Source organism: Croceibacterium selenioxidans, from assembly GCF_018599195.1.
GTDB classification, from domain to species: Bacteria; Pseudomonadota; Alphaproteobacteria; order Sphingomonadales; family Sphingomonadaceae; genus Croceibacterium_A; species Croceibacterium_A selenioxidans.
This window is the reverse complement of sequence record NZ_JAHFVK010000002.1, coordinates 79448-92644: the sequence shown is the minus strand read 5'-3', so window position 1 is coordinate 92644 and position 13197 is coordinate 79448. Positions and strand designations below refer to the sequence as shown.

Annotated in this window: 18 protein-coding genes; 9 read left to right on the top strand and 9 right to left on the bottom strand. The window is 62.6% G+C overall.

From position 1 onward, the window contains the following. Window positions 1-129: 129 nt before the first annotated feature. The 5 genes from glnA to KK137_RS09305 all read right to left on the bottom strand — a co-directional run bounded on the left by glnA (window position 130) and on the right by KK137_RS09305 (window position 4966). Complete coding sequence (gene glnA, locus KK137_RS09325) at window positions 130-1539, bottom strand: type I glutamate--ammonia ligase (protein ID WP_214536172.1); 1410 nt, start codon at window positions 1537-1539, stop codon at window positions 130-132. Between the two features lie 112 nt (window positions 1540-1651). Then, a complete protein-coding gene (locus KK137_RS09320; protein ID WP_055921951.1) occupies window positions 1652-1990 on the bottom strand; it encodes a P-II family nitrogen regulator in 339 nt (112 codons plus the stop codon). A gap of 242 nt (window positions 1991-2232) precedes the next feature. Continuing rightward, window positions 2233-3159, bottom strand: coding sequence for an N-acetyl-gamma-glutamyl-phosphate reductase (gene argC / locus KK137_RS09315; RefSeq protein ID WP_214536171.1), 927 nt, complete (start codon window positions 3157-3159; stop codon window positions 2233-2235). Then, window positions 3156-3485, bottom strand: coding sequence for an SH3 domain-containing protein (locus tag KK137_RS09310; RefSeq protein ID WP_214536170.1), 330 nt, complete (start codon window positions 3483-3485; stop codon window positions 3156-3158). Before KK137_RS09310 ends, argC begins: the two co-directional genes overlap by 4 nt. A 104-nt stretch (window positions 3486-3589) precedes the next feature. Continuing rightward, on the bottom strand, window positions 3590-4966 hold the full coding sequence (locus tag KK137_RS09305) for a leucyl aminopeptidase family protein (RefSeq protein WP_214536169.1): 1377 nt from the start codon (window positions 4964-4966) through the stop codon (window positions 3590-3592). Between the two features lie 47 nt (window positions 4967-5013). On the opposite strand from KK137_RS09305, the gene KK137_RS09300 reads away from it, so the two are divergent. The 6 genes from KK137_RS09300 to KK137_RS09280 all read left to right on the top strand — a co-directional run bounded on the left by KK137_RS09300 (window position 5014) and on the right by KK137_RS09280 (window position 8159). Beyond that, the gene (locus KK137_RS09300) at window positions 5014-5835 is read left to right on the top strand and encodes a DUF4163 domain-containing protein (RefSeq protein WP_214536168.1); all 822 of its coding nucleotides are present in this window, start codon (window positions 5014-5016) and stop codon (window positions 5833-5835) included. A 25-nt stretch (window positions 5836-5860) separates the two neighbouring features. Further along, entirely contained in the window at window positions 5861-6688 is an 828-nt protein-coding gene (gene map, locus KK137_RS09295; protein WP_214536167.1) for a type I methionyl aminopeptidase, read from the top strand. A 115-nt stretch (window positions 6689-6803) separates the two neighbouring features. Then, window positions 6804-6935 (top strand): hypothetical protein, encoded by a 132-nt coding sequence (locus KK137_RS16745; RefSeq protein ID WP_275950698.1) that lies wholly within the window; start codon window positions 6804-6806, stop codon window positions 6933-6935. Between the two features lie 6 nt (window positions 6936-6941). Next, on the top strand, window positions 6942-7403 hold the full coding sequence (locus KK137_RS09290; RefSeq protein WP_214536166.1) for a YaiI/YqxD family protein: 462 nt from the start codon (window positions 6942-6944) through the stop codon (window positions 7401-7403). A 264-nt stretch (window positions 7404-7667) separates the two neighbouring features. Continuing rightward, the gene (locus KK137_RS09285) at window positions 7668-7874 is read left to right on the top strand and encodes a cold-shock protein (protein ID WP_214536165.1); all 207 of its coding nucleotides are present in this window, start codon (window positions 7668-7670) and stop codon (window positions 7872-7874) included. Between the two features lie 57 nt (window positions 7875-7931). Further along, the gene (locus tag KK137_RS09280) at window positions 7932-8159 is read left to right on the top strand and encodes a hypothetical protein (protein WP_214536164.1); all 228 of its coding nucleotides are present in this window, start codon (window positions 7932-7934) and stop codon (window positions 8157-8159) included. 72 nt (window positions 8160-8231) lie between these two features. Here the strand turns inward: KK137_RS09280 and KK137_RS09275 are convergent, their stop codons facing one another. Then, window positions 8232-8450 carry a tautomerase family protein gene (locus KK137_RS09275; RefSeq protein WP_214536163.1) on the bottom strand — a complete coding sequence of 73 codons (219 nt, stop codon included), beginning with the start codon at window positions 8448-8450 and terminating at the stop codon, window positions 8232-8234. A 97-nt stretch (window positions 8451-8547) separates the two neighbouring features. Between KK137_RS09275 and KK137_RS09270 the strand changes: the two genes are divergently transcribed. Beyond that, complete coding sequence (locus tag KK137_RS09270) at window positions 8548-10125, top strand: winged helix-turn-helix domain-containing protein (protein WP_214536162.1); 1578 nt, start codon at window positions 8548-8550, stop codon at window positions 10123-10125. Window positions 10126-10255: 130 nt separating this feature from the next. Then, on the top strand, window positions 10256-10642 hold the full coding sequence (locus KK137_RS09265) for a DUF2501 domain-containing protein (RefSeq protein ID WP_214536161.1): 387 nt from the start codon (window positions 10256-10258) through the stop codon (window positions 10640-10642). 89 nt (window positions 10643-10731) lie between these two features. On the opposite strand, the gene KK137_RS09260 is transcribed toward KK137_RS09265, so the two are convergent. Together KK137_RS09260 and KK137_RS09255 are read right to left on the bottom strand one after the other, a co-directional pair. Then, entirely contained in the window at window positions 10732-11202 is a 471-nt protein-coding gene (locus KK137_RS09260; protein ID WP_250893884.1) for a substrate-binding domain-containing protein, read from the bottom strand. Further along, the gene (locus KK137_RS09255) at window positions 11148-11624 is read right to left on the bottom strand and encodes a LysR family transcriptional regulator (protein ID WP_214536159.1); all 477 of its coding nucleotides are present in this window, start codon (window positions 11622-11624) and stop codon (window positions 11148-11150) included. Before KK137_RS09255 ends, KK137_RS09260 begins: the two co-directional genes overlap by 55 nt. A 102-nt stretch (window positions 11625-11726) precedes the next feature. Between KK137_RS09255 and KK137_RS09250 the strand changes: the two genes are divergently transcribed. Continuing rightward, window positions 11727-12428 carry a type 1 glutamine amidotransferase domain-containing protein gene (locus KK137_RS09250; RefSeq protein WP_250893808.1) on the top strand — a complete coding sequence of 234 codons (702 nt, stop codon included), beginning with the start codon at window positions 11727-11729 and terminating at the stop codon, window positions 12426-12428. 196 nt (window positions 12429-12624) lie between these two features. Here KK137_RS09250 and KK137_RS16830 read toward each other — a convergent pair whose 3' ends face one another. Beyond that, window positions 12625-12834: a helix-turn-helix domain-containing protein gene (locus KK137_RS16830; protein WP_338028109.1), complete on the bottom strand. Its 210-nt coding sequence runs from the start codon at window positions 12832-12834 to the stop codon at window positions 12625-12627. Window positions 12835-13197 lie beyond the last annotated feature (363 nt).

The window sequence follows — 13197 nt, the reverse complement described above, 5'->3', positions numbered from 1 at the left end:
CACGGGGCCGGGTCAGGTCCATCGGGTTGGCGGGCCCCGTCCCGAAATGGGAACGGCGGTGGGGCGGGAATGAAAAAGGGCGCCCGGATCGCTCCGGACGCCCCTTTCGAACAGCTCTGACCAGAGGAATCAGTAGCTGTAGTACATGTCGAATTCGACCGGGCTCGGCGTGGTTTCCCAGCGCATCACGTCTTCCCACTTGATCTCGCAATACGCGTCGATCTGGTCCTTCGAGAACACGTCACCCTTGAGAAGGAACTCGTAGTCAGCCTGCAGGGCTTCGAGAGCTTCACGGAGCGAACCGCAAACGGTCGGCACTTCGGCCAGTTCAGCCGGCGGCAGATCGTACAGGTTCTTGTCCATCGGCTCGCCCGGATGGATCTTGTTCTGGATACCGTCGAGGCCGGCCATCAGCAGCGCGGCGTAGCACAGGTACGGGTTGGCCATTGCGTCGGGGAAGCGGAATTCCACGCGCTTGGCCTTCTCGCCGGTGCCGTACGGAATGCGGCACGAAGCCGACCGGTTGCGGGCCGAATAGGCCAGCAGCACGGGGGCTTCGTAACCCGGCACCAGACGCTTGTAGCTGTTGGTGGTCGGGTTGGTGAAGGCGTTGAGGGCCTTCGCGTGCTTGATCACACCGCCGATGAAGTACAGGCAGTTGTCCGACAGGCCGGCATAGCCGTTCCCGGCGAAGGTCGGCTTGCCCTTTTCCCAAATCGAAATGTGGGTGTGCATGCCGCTGCCGTTATCCTTGGCGATCGGCTTCGGCATGAACGTGGCGGTCTTGCCATAGGCCTGCGCGACCATGTGCACGACGTACTTGTAGATCTGCATGCGGTCGGCGGTGGTGACCAGCGTGCCAAAGGTCAGGCCGAGTTCGTGCTGGGCCGCGGCGACCTCGTGGTGGTGCTTGTCGCACGGCAGGCCCATTTCGAGCATGGTCGAGACCATCTCGCCACGGATGTCGACAGCGCTGTCGACCGGAGCGACCGGAAAGTAGCCGCCCTTGGCACGCGGACGGTGGGCCAGGTTGCCGCCTTCGAGTTCGGAACCGGTGTTGGTCGGCAGTTCGATGTCGTCGATCTGGTAGCCCGAGCCGGCATAGCCGTCTTCGAAGCGGACGTCGTCGAACATGAAGAACTCGGCTTCGGGACCGACGTAGACGGTGTCACCGATGCCCGTGGTCTTGAGGTAGGCTTCGGCGCGCTTGGCGGTCGAGCGGGGGTCGCGCGAATAGAGCTCACCGGTGGACGGCTCGACGATGTCGCAGACGACGATCATCATCGGCGTGGCCGAGAACGGATCGATCCACACGGCGTCGAGATCCGGCTTCAGAATCATGTCGGATTCGTTGATGGTCTTCCAGCCGGCAATCGACGAACCGTCGAACATCAGGCCTTCTTCCAGCTCGTCTTCGCCGATGACCGACGAAACCATGGTCAGGTGCTGCCACTTGCCCTTGGGATCGGTGAAGCGAAGATCGACCCACTCGATCTCCTCGTCCTTGATCCGCTTCACGATATCCGATGCACTGGCCATTCTCGTCTTCCTTGTTGGTCCCGCCCGTCCGGCGGAGTTTCACTTAATTCGTCCCCAGGTGGGGAAGGGTGCAATTATGGGATTCGCCCTCCCGGCCGAGAGGGCGCTGAACCTAGATCGCGTCTTCGTCCTTTTCCCCGGTGCGGATGCGCAGCGCGGAATCGATTGTGGAAACGAAGATCTTGCCGTCGCCGATGCGCCCGGTCTGCGCGGCGGCCGCGATGGCTTCCACCACGGCATTGGCCTGCGCATCGGGCACGATCACCTCGAGCTTAACTTTGGGGAGGAAGTCGACGACGTACTCGGCGCCGCGATAGAGCTCGGTATGGCCCTTCTGCCGGCCAAAGCCCTTGGCCTCGGTAACGGTGATACCGGACACTCCGACTTCGTGTAGCGCTTCCTTCACCTCATCCAGCTTGAACGGTTTGATGATGGCCTCAATCTTCTTCACGACACCCCCTGTGGGCTAAGTCCGGGCACACGGACACCGGACGGCTCTCACCATCCCCTGGCAACTCTTCTTCAAGAATCGTGCCAAGGCGCTGCCATCGGCCTAGACGTTCGCGTTGAGAGGGGAAAGGGCGGAAATCACTCGACCCGAAAGCTGGGCCTGCATCGACTGCAACGATCGTGCTTCCGCTGCTGCCGAGACTATGTCTAAATTTCAGGCAGGCACTGCCTAAAAATGAGGCGTCAGAGCCTCAATCCGGCGGTTTCGTCCAGACCCGCCATGAGGTTCAGCGACTGCACGGCGGCGCCGCTGGCTCCCTTGCCGAGGTTGTCGAGCGAAGCCACGAGGCGAGCCTGGCGGCCGTCGGCGCTGCCGAAGACGAACAGGTCCAGCCGGTCGCTCCCCACGCTCGAACAGCGCAGCAGGAGTTCACCGTCTGGGGGCGGCGGGCCCATGCGGACGATCTTGCTGGAGCCATAGAAGTTCGTCAGCCATTCGCGCATGGCTTCCGGGGTGCCCGCTCCCTTCATGGCTGAAAGGGGAAGGGGAACGTCCACGACCATTCCGCGGTGAGCAGGAATGACCGCGGGCGTGAACAGCGGCGCGACCGCGAGGCCGCAGCGCTCCTGCATTTCGGGCACGTGTTTGTGCCCAAGCTTCAGCGCATAACCACGCCAAGCGATGTCCCGGTCAGCCTCGAAGCGCTCGATCAGCGACTTGCCGCCGCCCGAATATCCGGAGACCGCGTTGCAGGTATAAGGCCAGTCGGCCGGCAGCAGCCCGGCCCGGATCAGTGGCGCGACCAGGGCGATAAAGCCCGTCGAATAGCATCCCGGATTGGACACCCGCATGGCGGTGGCCACCGCTTCGTGCCCGGAGACTTCAGGAAAGCCGTAGATCCAGCCGGGGCTTACCCGGTGCGCCGTCGACGCGTCGATCACCCGGGTGCGCGGGTTGTCGATCATGGCGGCGGATTCGCGTGCCGCGTCGTCGGGCAGGCAGAGGATCACGAATTCGGCTTCGTTAAGTGCCTCGCGCCGGGCGACCGGATCCTTGCGGCGAGATTCGTCGAGCTTGATAAGCTCGAATTCCGGACGGCCGGCGAGCCGTTCGGCAATTTCGAGGCCCGTCGTGCCGACGGCCCCATCGATGAAGACGGTGCGGGTCATCCTGGAAGCTGCTCAAGCCGATCGATGCGGATATAGCCGACGGGACCGTCCATCGAGAGGCAGCCCCAGGCCCAACCGCCGGTCACGTCCAGCACTTCAAAGCTTTCGCCTTCCATCAGCGTGCAGAGTTCCTGCGCGCCTTCGCCGTTGGTCGATAGCAGTGGGGCGCCGCCCGGCATCACCGTGCGCGGTTGCGGCACCGCGTAGTGCGGGACGAAGTAACGGCCCGCGAGCCCGATGTGCGCCAAATCGCCACGCAAAGGCGTGCGGCCCGGTACGGCCTTCGGCTGTGGGCCCGTGAGGGCGTAGGATACGTGGCCGGTCATGTCAGTAGGATCGTAAGGGGCGTAACCAGACACTCGAAAAAGCTCGCGGGGATCATCGTTGCGGCGCGGTTAGACGTCACAAGCCAGCGGGGCAAGCACCGCCGTCAAGCGAATCGCGCCTGAATCATGTGCCAGGCGGCGCGAAGGCCCAGCGCGTCGCCGCCCTTGGGCCGTCCCGGCTTGGGCGTCGGCCGCCAAGCGAAGGTATCGAAATGCGCCCAATCGACACCTTCTGCAACGAACTTGTCGAGGAACAATGCTGCCACGCTTGCCCCGGCAAAGCCGTTGGTGTGGGCGTTATTGGCGTCGGCGATGTCGGACTTGAGCCACTCGCCGTAGCCTTCGTAGAGCGGCAGGCGCCAGCACGGATCGTCGTGTGCCTTCCCCGCCACCAGCAACGCATCGGCCGTCTCGTCCCGGCGGGTGAACAGCGCGGGCAGGTCCGGCCCCACGGCAACCCGCGCGGCCCCTGTCAGCGTGGCGAAGTCGATCACCAGTTCCGGCTGCTCCTCCGACACTCGCGCAAGCGCGTCCGCCAGGATTAGCCGGCCCTCGGCGTCGGTATTGCCGATCTCGACCGTCAGCCCCTTGCGGCTGCGCAATACGTCGCCCGGGCGAAAGGCGTTGCCCGCTACAGCGTTCTCGACCGCGGGAACGAGGCAATGCAGCCGCACCTTCAGCCCGGCGCCCATGATGAGCGCTGCCAGCGCCAGTGCGTGTGCGGCGCCGCCCATGTCCTTCTTCATCAGCAGCATTCCAGCCGCTGGCTTGATGTCGAGCCCACCGGAATCGAAGCAGACCCCTTTGCCGACGATACCTAGCACGGGGGCCTTTTCGTCACCCCAGGTCAGGTGCAGCATCCGCGGAGCATGGCTGCGCGCGGCGGCCCGGCCGACGGCGTGGACCATCGGATATTCGCGCTCCAGCGTTTCGCCCTTGGTGACCGAGAGCTTGGCACCGTGCGCCTTGGCAAGCCGTTCGGCTTCGACCTCGAGCTCCGCGGGACCCATGTCCTCCGCCGGCGTATTGACGAGCGTCCGCACCAGGGCGACCGCCTCCGCCTCGGCCAGCGCCGGTCCAATGGCCTTGGCCTCCTTGCTCAGCAGGATGCGCGGACCTTCGGAATCCTTGTCCTCCCGGTAGCGGGTGAATCGGTATTGCGCGGTCTGCCAGCCGTGCAGGGCCTTTCCCGCATCGTCCTGAGCCAGGCGATAGAGGCCCGCGGGCAACTCTTCCGCCAGTTTGGCGAGGCACCAGCTCGAAAGCTCCGCCGGATTGCGCACCCCGCCGACAGCGAACCAGGCGTCACCGTCAGGCACGATCCCGACCTGGAATCCGGCGGCTGTGAATTTTTGTCCAGCAAGCGCGGCACGTTGTGGCCCGCTGAGAGTTTTTGCAAATTCAGGGAAGCCGTCTTTGCTGACGAGGTGGATCGCGATGGCCTGCTGTCCGCGGTCCGGCTGGATCAAATCGTCTTTCATAGAATTCACGCTTGCCCGTTTGCGCAGGTTTTGGAAAGGCAGTCACGATGATGCGCATGCTTTCGGTTCTGGCGTTGGCCGTTGCGATCTCCGCCTGCAATCCAGGCGGCGGTGATTCGCCAGATGCCGCCGCCACGCCGAGCCCGGCCGCGACCGCTACTCCTACACCCACGGCCACGGCCCGGGCCACCAGCAATGGTGCGCGTTCGGTGTCGGAAGAAACAGACGACTTCCTGTTCGAGTATTCGTATCCCGCCGAAGCCGGGCGCATTGCCGAACTGGCCAGCCAGCTCGACGTCATGCTCGAACAGCAGCGAGGGCAGCTTGCGGACGAATCTCAGGAGGCCCGCCGCGCCGCACGGGCGGATGGATTTCCCTACAACAAGCACAGCTACACCGCCGAATGGAAGGTGGTCGCGGCGCTTCCGGGATGGCTGAGCCTGTCCAACGACGTGGCGACTTACAGCGGTGGGGCGCACGGCAATTACAATCTCGAATCGCTGGTCTGGGACAAGGCCAAGGGCGAATCGAGGAAGGCCATCGACCTGTTCGTGTCCCCTGCTGCGCTGGAGAAGGCGCTCGGCGACCGATTTTGCGACGAGCTGAACCGGCAGCGTGCAAAGCGTCGCGGCGCGCCAGTGACCAAGGGTGGGGACGATCTGTTCTCAGACTGTCCGGCTATCAAGGATCTGACGGTTCTGGTGGGCTCTTCCAACGGGCGGACGTTCAATCGGCTGACCCTCTATGCCGGACCCTATGTCGCGGGCCCCTATGCCGAAGGCGCCTACAAGGTGAACCTTTCGATCGATCGGGCGATTCTCGATGCGGTGAAACCGGAATTCCGCGAAGCCTTCAGCGCTCGCAATTGAGCGCCGGAATGACTACATTCGCGAAATGATCGAATACCAGCACGTCACAGGCGACACGGCCGTCTATCGCGACGGGACCATCAAACTCCACGGACCCGAAGGGTTCGAAGGCATGCGCAAGGCCGGCCGCCTTGCCGCACAGATTCTCGATGAGATGGCTTCGGTCGTTCGTCCAGGCATCTCGACAGAGGAAATCGACCGCGTCGTTCGCGAGATGACGCTCGACGGCGGCGGCGTGCCGGCGACGCTCGGCTATCGCGGCTATACGCATAGCTGCTGCATCTCGATCAACCATGTGGTGTGTCACGGCATCCCGTCTTCCAAGACCGTCAAGGACGGGGACATCGTCAATATCGACGTGACCCCGCTGCTCGATGGCTGGCACGGGGACTCGAGCCGCATGTATCTCGTCGGCGACGTGTCGCTGAAGGCCAAGCGGCTGATCGACGTGACCTACGAATGTCTCATGCTTGGTATCGAACAGGCCAAGCCCGGCGCTCGCCTGGGTGACATCGGCGCGGCGATCCAGGCCCATGCCGAGCAGTTCCGTTATGGCGTGGTGCGCGATTTCTGCGGCCATGGCCTGGGCCGCCTGTTCCACGATGCGCCGGAAGTCGTCCACGCGGCACGCGCCGGAACCGGGCCCGAACTGCGTCCGGGCATGTTCATGACCATCGAGCCGATGATCAACCTCGGCAAGGCGGCGGTGAAAGTCCTCAACGATGGCTGGACCGCGGTGACGCGCGACAAGAGCCTTTCAGCGCAGTTCGAGCATTCGATCGGTATCACCGAGGACGGCTGCGAGATCTTCACGCTGAGCCCGAAGGGTCTGCACAAGCCGCCTTACGCGTAAGCGAGCTTTGCCGCCGCCTGTGCGGGGCTGGCCAACCTTTCCTGAGACCGTGTTCGCTATTCCTCGCCGGAAAGCCTAGGGCAGGGCCGGGCCTATAGCCCGACGGAGAAAGACCATGGCCAAAGGCCAGAAGAAATCGAACAGAGAAATCCGCAAACCCAAGGCGGAGAAGCCCAAGACCAATGCCTCCCAGCCGACGCAGAAGCTCGGCTCGGTCAAGGGGCTCGAGAATATGAAGAACACCTAAAGCTCAATGGGCGAACTCCAAGTTCTCGTCGACGCTGACGCTTGCCCGGTCAAGGACGAGATCTATCGTGTGACGGCGCGGCACGCCGTGCCCGTCAGCGTGGTCAGTAACAGCCCGTTTCGCGTGCCGGTGGGTCCACTCGTAAGCCGAGTGGTGGTCAGCGAGGGCTTTGACGCAGCCGACGACTGGATCGCCGAACGCGCCGACGCGCGCTGCGTGGTCGTGACTGCCGACATTCTGCTTGCCGATCGCTGCTTGAAGGCGGGTGCCACGGTGCTAGCTCCGACCGGGAAGGCGTTCACGCACGCTTCCATTGGCGGAGCCGTGGCGACCCGGGCGATCATGGCCGATTTGCGCGCCGGCGCGGACGGCCTGACGGGCGGGCCTCCACCTTTCACAAAGGCGGACCGTTCGCGCTTCCTGCAAGGGCTCGACGCGGCGCTCGTGCGGTTGAAGCGTGTGGGGTGAGAGGTGGACGATTTCGGCGGGCGGAATGCTCTTTAGGTTATTCGCCGCACCTGTGCTAAGGTGCACAGGCTGACGTCGAATTTACGACGGACTTCGGCGCTAAGACCAAGGCCCGACCCTTCACAGGCGAGGTCCCCGCTCTGACGGCGACTTCCTTTCGATTGACGACCCGACGCACGACGGCCGCATGTCGCGGCTCAACTACCAGGGACTGTCTGCTCGCAACGAGTGGTTTGGCAGTCCCATCTTCGAAAGGAATGAGCAATGCCGATCGGCACAGTTAAATTTTTCAACACCGACAAGGGTTATGGCTTCATCGCTCCGGAAGACGGCGGCGCGGACAGCTTTGTCCACATCAGTGCCGTCCAGGCCGCTGGCATGCAGACGCTGAACAAGGATCAGCGCCTGTCGTACGAAGTCGAACGTGGCCGCAACGGCAAGGAATCGGCTGTCAACCTCAGCGCCGCCTAAAGAGACCCTTCGGCGCGCTGCGCCCTGCTGCCAGCATCCAATGGGGAAACTCTAGGCATGAGCCAGACATTCGAATTCTACGATTCACGTGCTCGTGAGGCTGCTGCAGAGGCGGAACGCGCCGACCTGGTCATGGTGCGCGAACGCGCACTGCGGGCGGAGAAGACCTGGCGCGGCCTTGCCGCTCAGGCCAAGAAGGTCGAGCGCGATCGCGTGAAGGCCGAAGAAGTCCGCGCCGAACGGCGCGCGGCGGAAGCGGCCTTGCTCGCGTCGCCCAACGGCTAGACACGCATCGCAACGGATTTCCGCCTTGAGCACGGATGTGCCCAAGGCGGAAAGTCGCGCAGTTCGTGCCGGCTAGGCGGCCGATTTCAAGGCTTGCACATCGGCTGCCCCAAGCAAGGTTCCGCCGATACCCCAATCGCCCTGCTGAACCTCGGTAATGCGCACCCAGGTCTTGTCGCGCAGCGCTTCGCCTTCGACGGCGATCATGGCCTCGGTCACGCCCTTGATCATGGCGCCCTTCTCCTCGGCGGTGAAGACGTCCTTGATCACGTCGATCGTCACTAGCGGCATCTCAACTCTCCTGTGATAAAGGTCGCCAAGTCGACGACCCGGTAGCCCTTTGTTAGCGGCACCGGCGTCGCATGCTTGAAGTCGGCATGGAGAAATCATGGAGATTTCTGGTTCGCCCTCGGAAGCCGGCTTCATCTATCGATTTGACCTGTTCGAACTGGATCCCGGTCGCTTCGAACTTCGGGCTTGCGGAAGGGCCGTGCATCTCGAACCGCAGGTACTGGCGGTTCTCCTGCTGCTCGTTGGCAATTCCGAGCGGCTGGTCAGTAAGGACGAACTGGTCGAGAAGGTCTGGGGTGGCCGCTTCATTTCGGATGCCGCCATTTCTGCCAGGATCAAGACCGCCAGGCAGGCTCTGGGCGATGACGGCAAAGCACAACGCTTCATCCGAACCGTCCACGGCAAGGGTTTCCGCTTCGTCGCTCCGGTTTCGTTCATTCAGCAGGGCGCGGCTCGACCTGTCGGGTCTCTCGAAGAGCGAAAGCCTGACGGCCCACCCTCCATCGCGGTGCTTCCCTTCCGCTTTTTGAGCGAACCCGGTCCCCTCTCATTCCTTGCCGACGCCATCGCAGACGAGCTGATTGCCGATCTGTCTCGCCTGCGCTGGTTGATGGTGATCGCGAGAGGCTCGAGCTTCCGGTTCCGCGGCCGGGACATTGACAGTCGGGAGATCGGACAAGCACTCGGCGTGAAATACTACCTCTCCGGCAACGTCGAAGCGAACCAAGGGAAAGTCTCGATTTCGGTCGAACTGGTCGACACCCGCGACCGCGCCGTGGTCTGGGCAGAACGCTACGCCATCGGTGCGGATGAACTTCACGACGTTCGCCAGGCGATAGTCGCGTCGATCGCGGCCAATCTCGAGGTCCGCATCTCGCAGAACGAGGCCCAGGCCGCTCGCGCCAGGCCGCCGGCCGAGCTCGATTGCTGGTCGGCGTATCATTTGGGCGTCGACCGGATGTTCCGTTTCAACCGATCCGACAACGCGATGGCCGCCCAACTCTTCGAGCAGGCCTTGGCGAAAGACCCGGAGTTCGGCCGGGCTCTGGGAGGTCTGTCCTTCACGCGTTTCCAGGACGCCTTCCTGCAATACTCTCCCTCGCCACAGGCTTGTGCTGAAGAGGCCAGGGCGCTTGCCGAAGGGGCTCTGAGATGCGATCCGCTCGATCCCTTCGCCTATCTCAATCTCGCACGCTCGCTTTGGCTGACCGGCGATATACCGGCGAGCCTTGACCTCCTGCATCACTCGATCTCGTTGAGCCCGAATTACGCGCAGGCGATCTATTCGAAGGCCTGGGCGGACATGACCCAAGCTAGCCCTGGGATAAGCGATGAAGGGGTTGCCCAGGCCTTGCGGCTGAGCCCGCTCGACCCGCTTCGCTACGCGATGCTGGCGGTGAGATCGGTGAACGCGCTGTTCCGCGGCGACTACGAGCATGCAGCAGAGTGGGGCGAGCGCGCGGCCCGCACCCCGGGCGCGCACAAGCACATTGCGGTAATCGCCGCGCTTGGCACTCATCTGGCGGGCCGGCGAGACAAGGCGTCGGAATGGGTCGCGCGGGCTAGGGAGCGCGACGCGACCTTGAACCAGACCTCGTTTCTCAGCTCGTTTCCCTTTGCCCGGTCGGAGGGCAGGGAGGTCATAGAGTTCACGCTGAAGGAACTAGGGCTTTAGCCCGATCCGCCCGCCTGGCTGAAGCAGCCTTGGGACGAAATTGCGAAGATTCCGGGTTTGCACCGATGGCAGTGGGGTCCGTCCGGGTCGATCTGTGGGCCCATCAACGAGCCGCAGAAAGGACCCGATCATGCTTCTCCGCCTCGTCCTGCCGATTTGTCTGGCCGTCGCCACGGGATCGGCAAGTGCCCAGACGATACCCAAGCTACCAGGTGGCGCCTCCTCGATGCTCGGCGGGGGTCTGCCCAATCTGTCCTCGGTCGGCATTCCCAACGCAGCGGGTGTGCTGAAGTATTGCGTGCAGAACAAACTCCTTTCAGCCACCGGCGCGGACAACGTTCTGGGCGGACTGATGAAAACGCCGGGCATTGAATCGAAACCGGAATATTCGGCAGGAGCGGCCGGCAATATCCTCACGGGGCAGGGGGGCTCGCCGTTCTCGCTGGACTCGATTCCAGCGGAGCTGAAGAAGCTAGCTTGCGACATGATGCTGAAGCAGGGAGCCAGCCTGCTCTGACCGGGTGAGGGCGGGGGCAATTTCGCTCCTCTGCCCAATTAGACCCCCTGCCACGTGTCACTGGCAAAAACCGGCCCGATCGCAAAATGTCAGAGGTTACGCTTCGCGCTCGCCAACAGGTAATCCCGCACATAGACGACGCGGGGATGGCGCAGCGACGGCTTGTTCCAGGCGAGATAGATCATGTTTTCCGGTATCTCGCCCGGAGTTGGCAGCACGACAAGCCGGCCCGCCTTCACTGCATCCGCGCAGAGATAATCGGGCAGCACCGTCCACCCCGCGCCTGCCTTCGTCATCTCCAACAGCAGACGGAGGTCCGGAGCGACCGCTACAGCCTGCATCTCAGTGGTCGTGCCGAAAACCTCTTGGAAGAACTCCCGAATGAGCGGCAAGGACTCATCATAAGCGATACAGGGCAGGCTCGACAGAAGATCGGCCGTCACGGCCCTGGCCTTTACGCGAGCGGCAATGTCGGGGCCTGCCACCGGCAACAGCCGCTCCCGCGTCAACTCGACGAAACCCTGCACATTGCGATCGGGACGCGAGGCTGTGACGGCCAGATCGGCGTGGCCATCGTGGAGCGCGGCGTAGATTTGGTCGCGGTTCCGGTCTGAAGGCGCAGCCTCAAGCCTTCCGCAAGAAGCGGTACCAGAGCAGGCGCGATCTGCAGCGAAAGATATTCGGCCGGCCCCACCAAATGCACCGTGCCGCCGAGATGATCGGACCGCGCTTGCGCGGCAGTCATGGTCGCTTCGATCCCGTCGAGGTTCGAAGCGATAGAGCGCGCGAGATCGTCGGCCGCCGGCGTCGGAGCGACTCCGCGCGCCTGCCGGACGAAGAGAGGCTTGCCCAGCATCGTCTCCAGCGCGGCAATATGCGCGGAAGCGGCGGGCTGGGTGATACCGAGCCGCTGGGCGGCCCGCGTCAGCGAGCCAGCGCGGTAAGTATCGAGAAAGGTGCGCAGATAGATGAGATGATTCATGTCTTTGAAGTCATAGAAATATCTATGGCTGATGGTCCGAGGAATGATTTCTGTCACATGCTTCGGTGAGTCATATGCCTGCCCCTCAGATGGAGAAAGACTATGACCAAGAAGACTAGCATTCTGATGATCCTTACGTCGGCCAGCACCATGGGCGACAGCGACAACGCGACCGGCCTGTGGTTCGAAGAACTGGCGACGCCATACTTCGCCTTCATCGACGCTGGCGCGTCGGTCTCGCTTGCCTCGATTTCCGGTGGTGCAGCACCGATTGATCCGCGTTCGGTCAAGGCCAGAGGCGAGAACGAGGCGAGTGTAGATCGTTTCCTCTCAGACGAAACCGCCTCCGGAGCCTTGAATGACACCATCCCGGTCACCGCCATCGACACTGCGCGATATGACGCGGTCTTCCTGCCCGGAGGCCATGGAACTATGTGGGACCTGCCCGAAAGCGCCGAATTGGCCTCGCTACTCAGCAAGATGTGGGCCGATGGCAAAGCGGTTGCCGCTGTCTGCCACGGCCCGGCCGGCTTGGTGAACGCGAGGGACAAAACGGGCGAGCCTCTGGTGAGCGGCCGCCGCGTGACAGGCTTCTCGGACAGCGAAGAACGCGCAGCCGGATTGGACAAGGAGGTTCCATTCCTTTTGGAAACCCGGCTTCGCGAGTTGGGCGGTCTTTATGAATGCGCCGCCGACTTCCAACCTTTTGCGATAGCCGATGGACGTCTGGTGACGGGGCAAAACCCGGCATCTTCTGCTTTGACGGCGAAGCTAACGCTAGAGGCGCTGGCGGACCGAGCGTAGTTGGCGAGGGCGGCGTTCAATCGTTGATCGTTTGCCCGTGGGGAATGCCAATCCCGTCTGGGATTCTCATTCCCCATGCTACGCTCATCGAGGTCTCACCTCGCCGAAGATTCACAGGCCGTCCCATCCGGTTTCCGACCACTTGTTCAAGACACCAGAGGCAGAGTTTGTCGATGGTACGGACTGACGGATCTGGTCACTCAGGAGCGCAATCCGGATCGTAGGCGGCGAACAACTCCGACAGGGTTAGCCCGAGCGCCCATGCCAGAGCCTCGACCTCGCGCAAGGTAATCCTCCACGCCTCGCCGTTCGCAATCAGCGTTAGCCTGTATATGCCTATTCCACTGCTCAAAGCTAAATCATTTAGCGCCAACTTTCTTCGAGTGAGTTCCGCATTTAACCGCAACTGCAATATTCTGTAAGATTCACATGCCTCCTCGTCCCTATCCGGCAATTATCTCTCCATTCCACTTTATTCCAAGAGATGAGAGATTCAGAATTACGGTTGGTCCTGTCTACTTCGGAATAATACGTATTTCTCCGATATTCGTGAGTAGATGAAGATCGAGACTGATGCCGATAGCAGTCGAACTGCAACTCGCTTTACCTATCCGCTCCGCGCTGATCAGGTCAGCGCAGGTGACGCGAACCAAGCTCACACTATAGAAACTTTGGCCATTGCCTCGGGGCTAGCCTCGGGCAGTTGGGGTTGATTCCTCCTTCAGGCCGGACATTGCCCCTTGGCGCGCGGACCTGTCCGCTGCGGCAA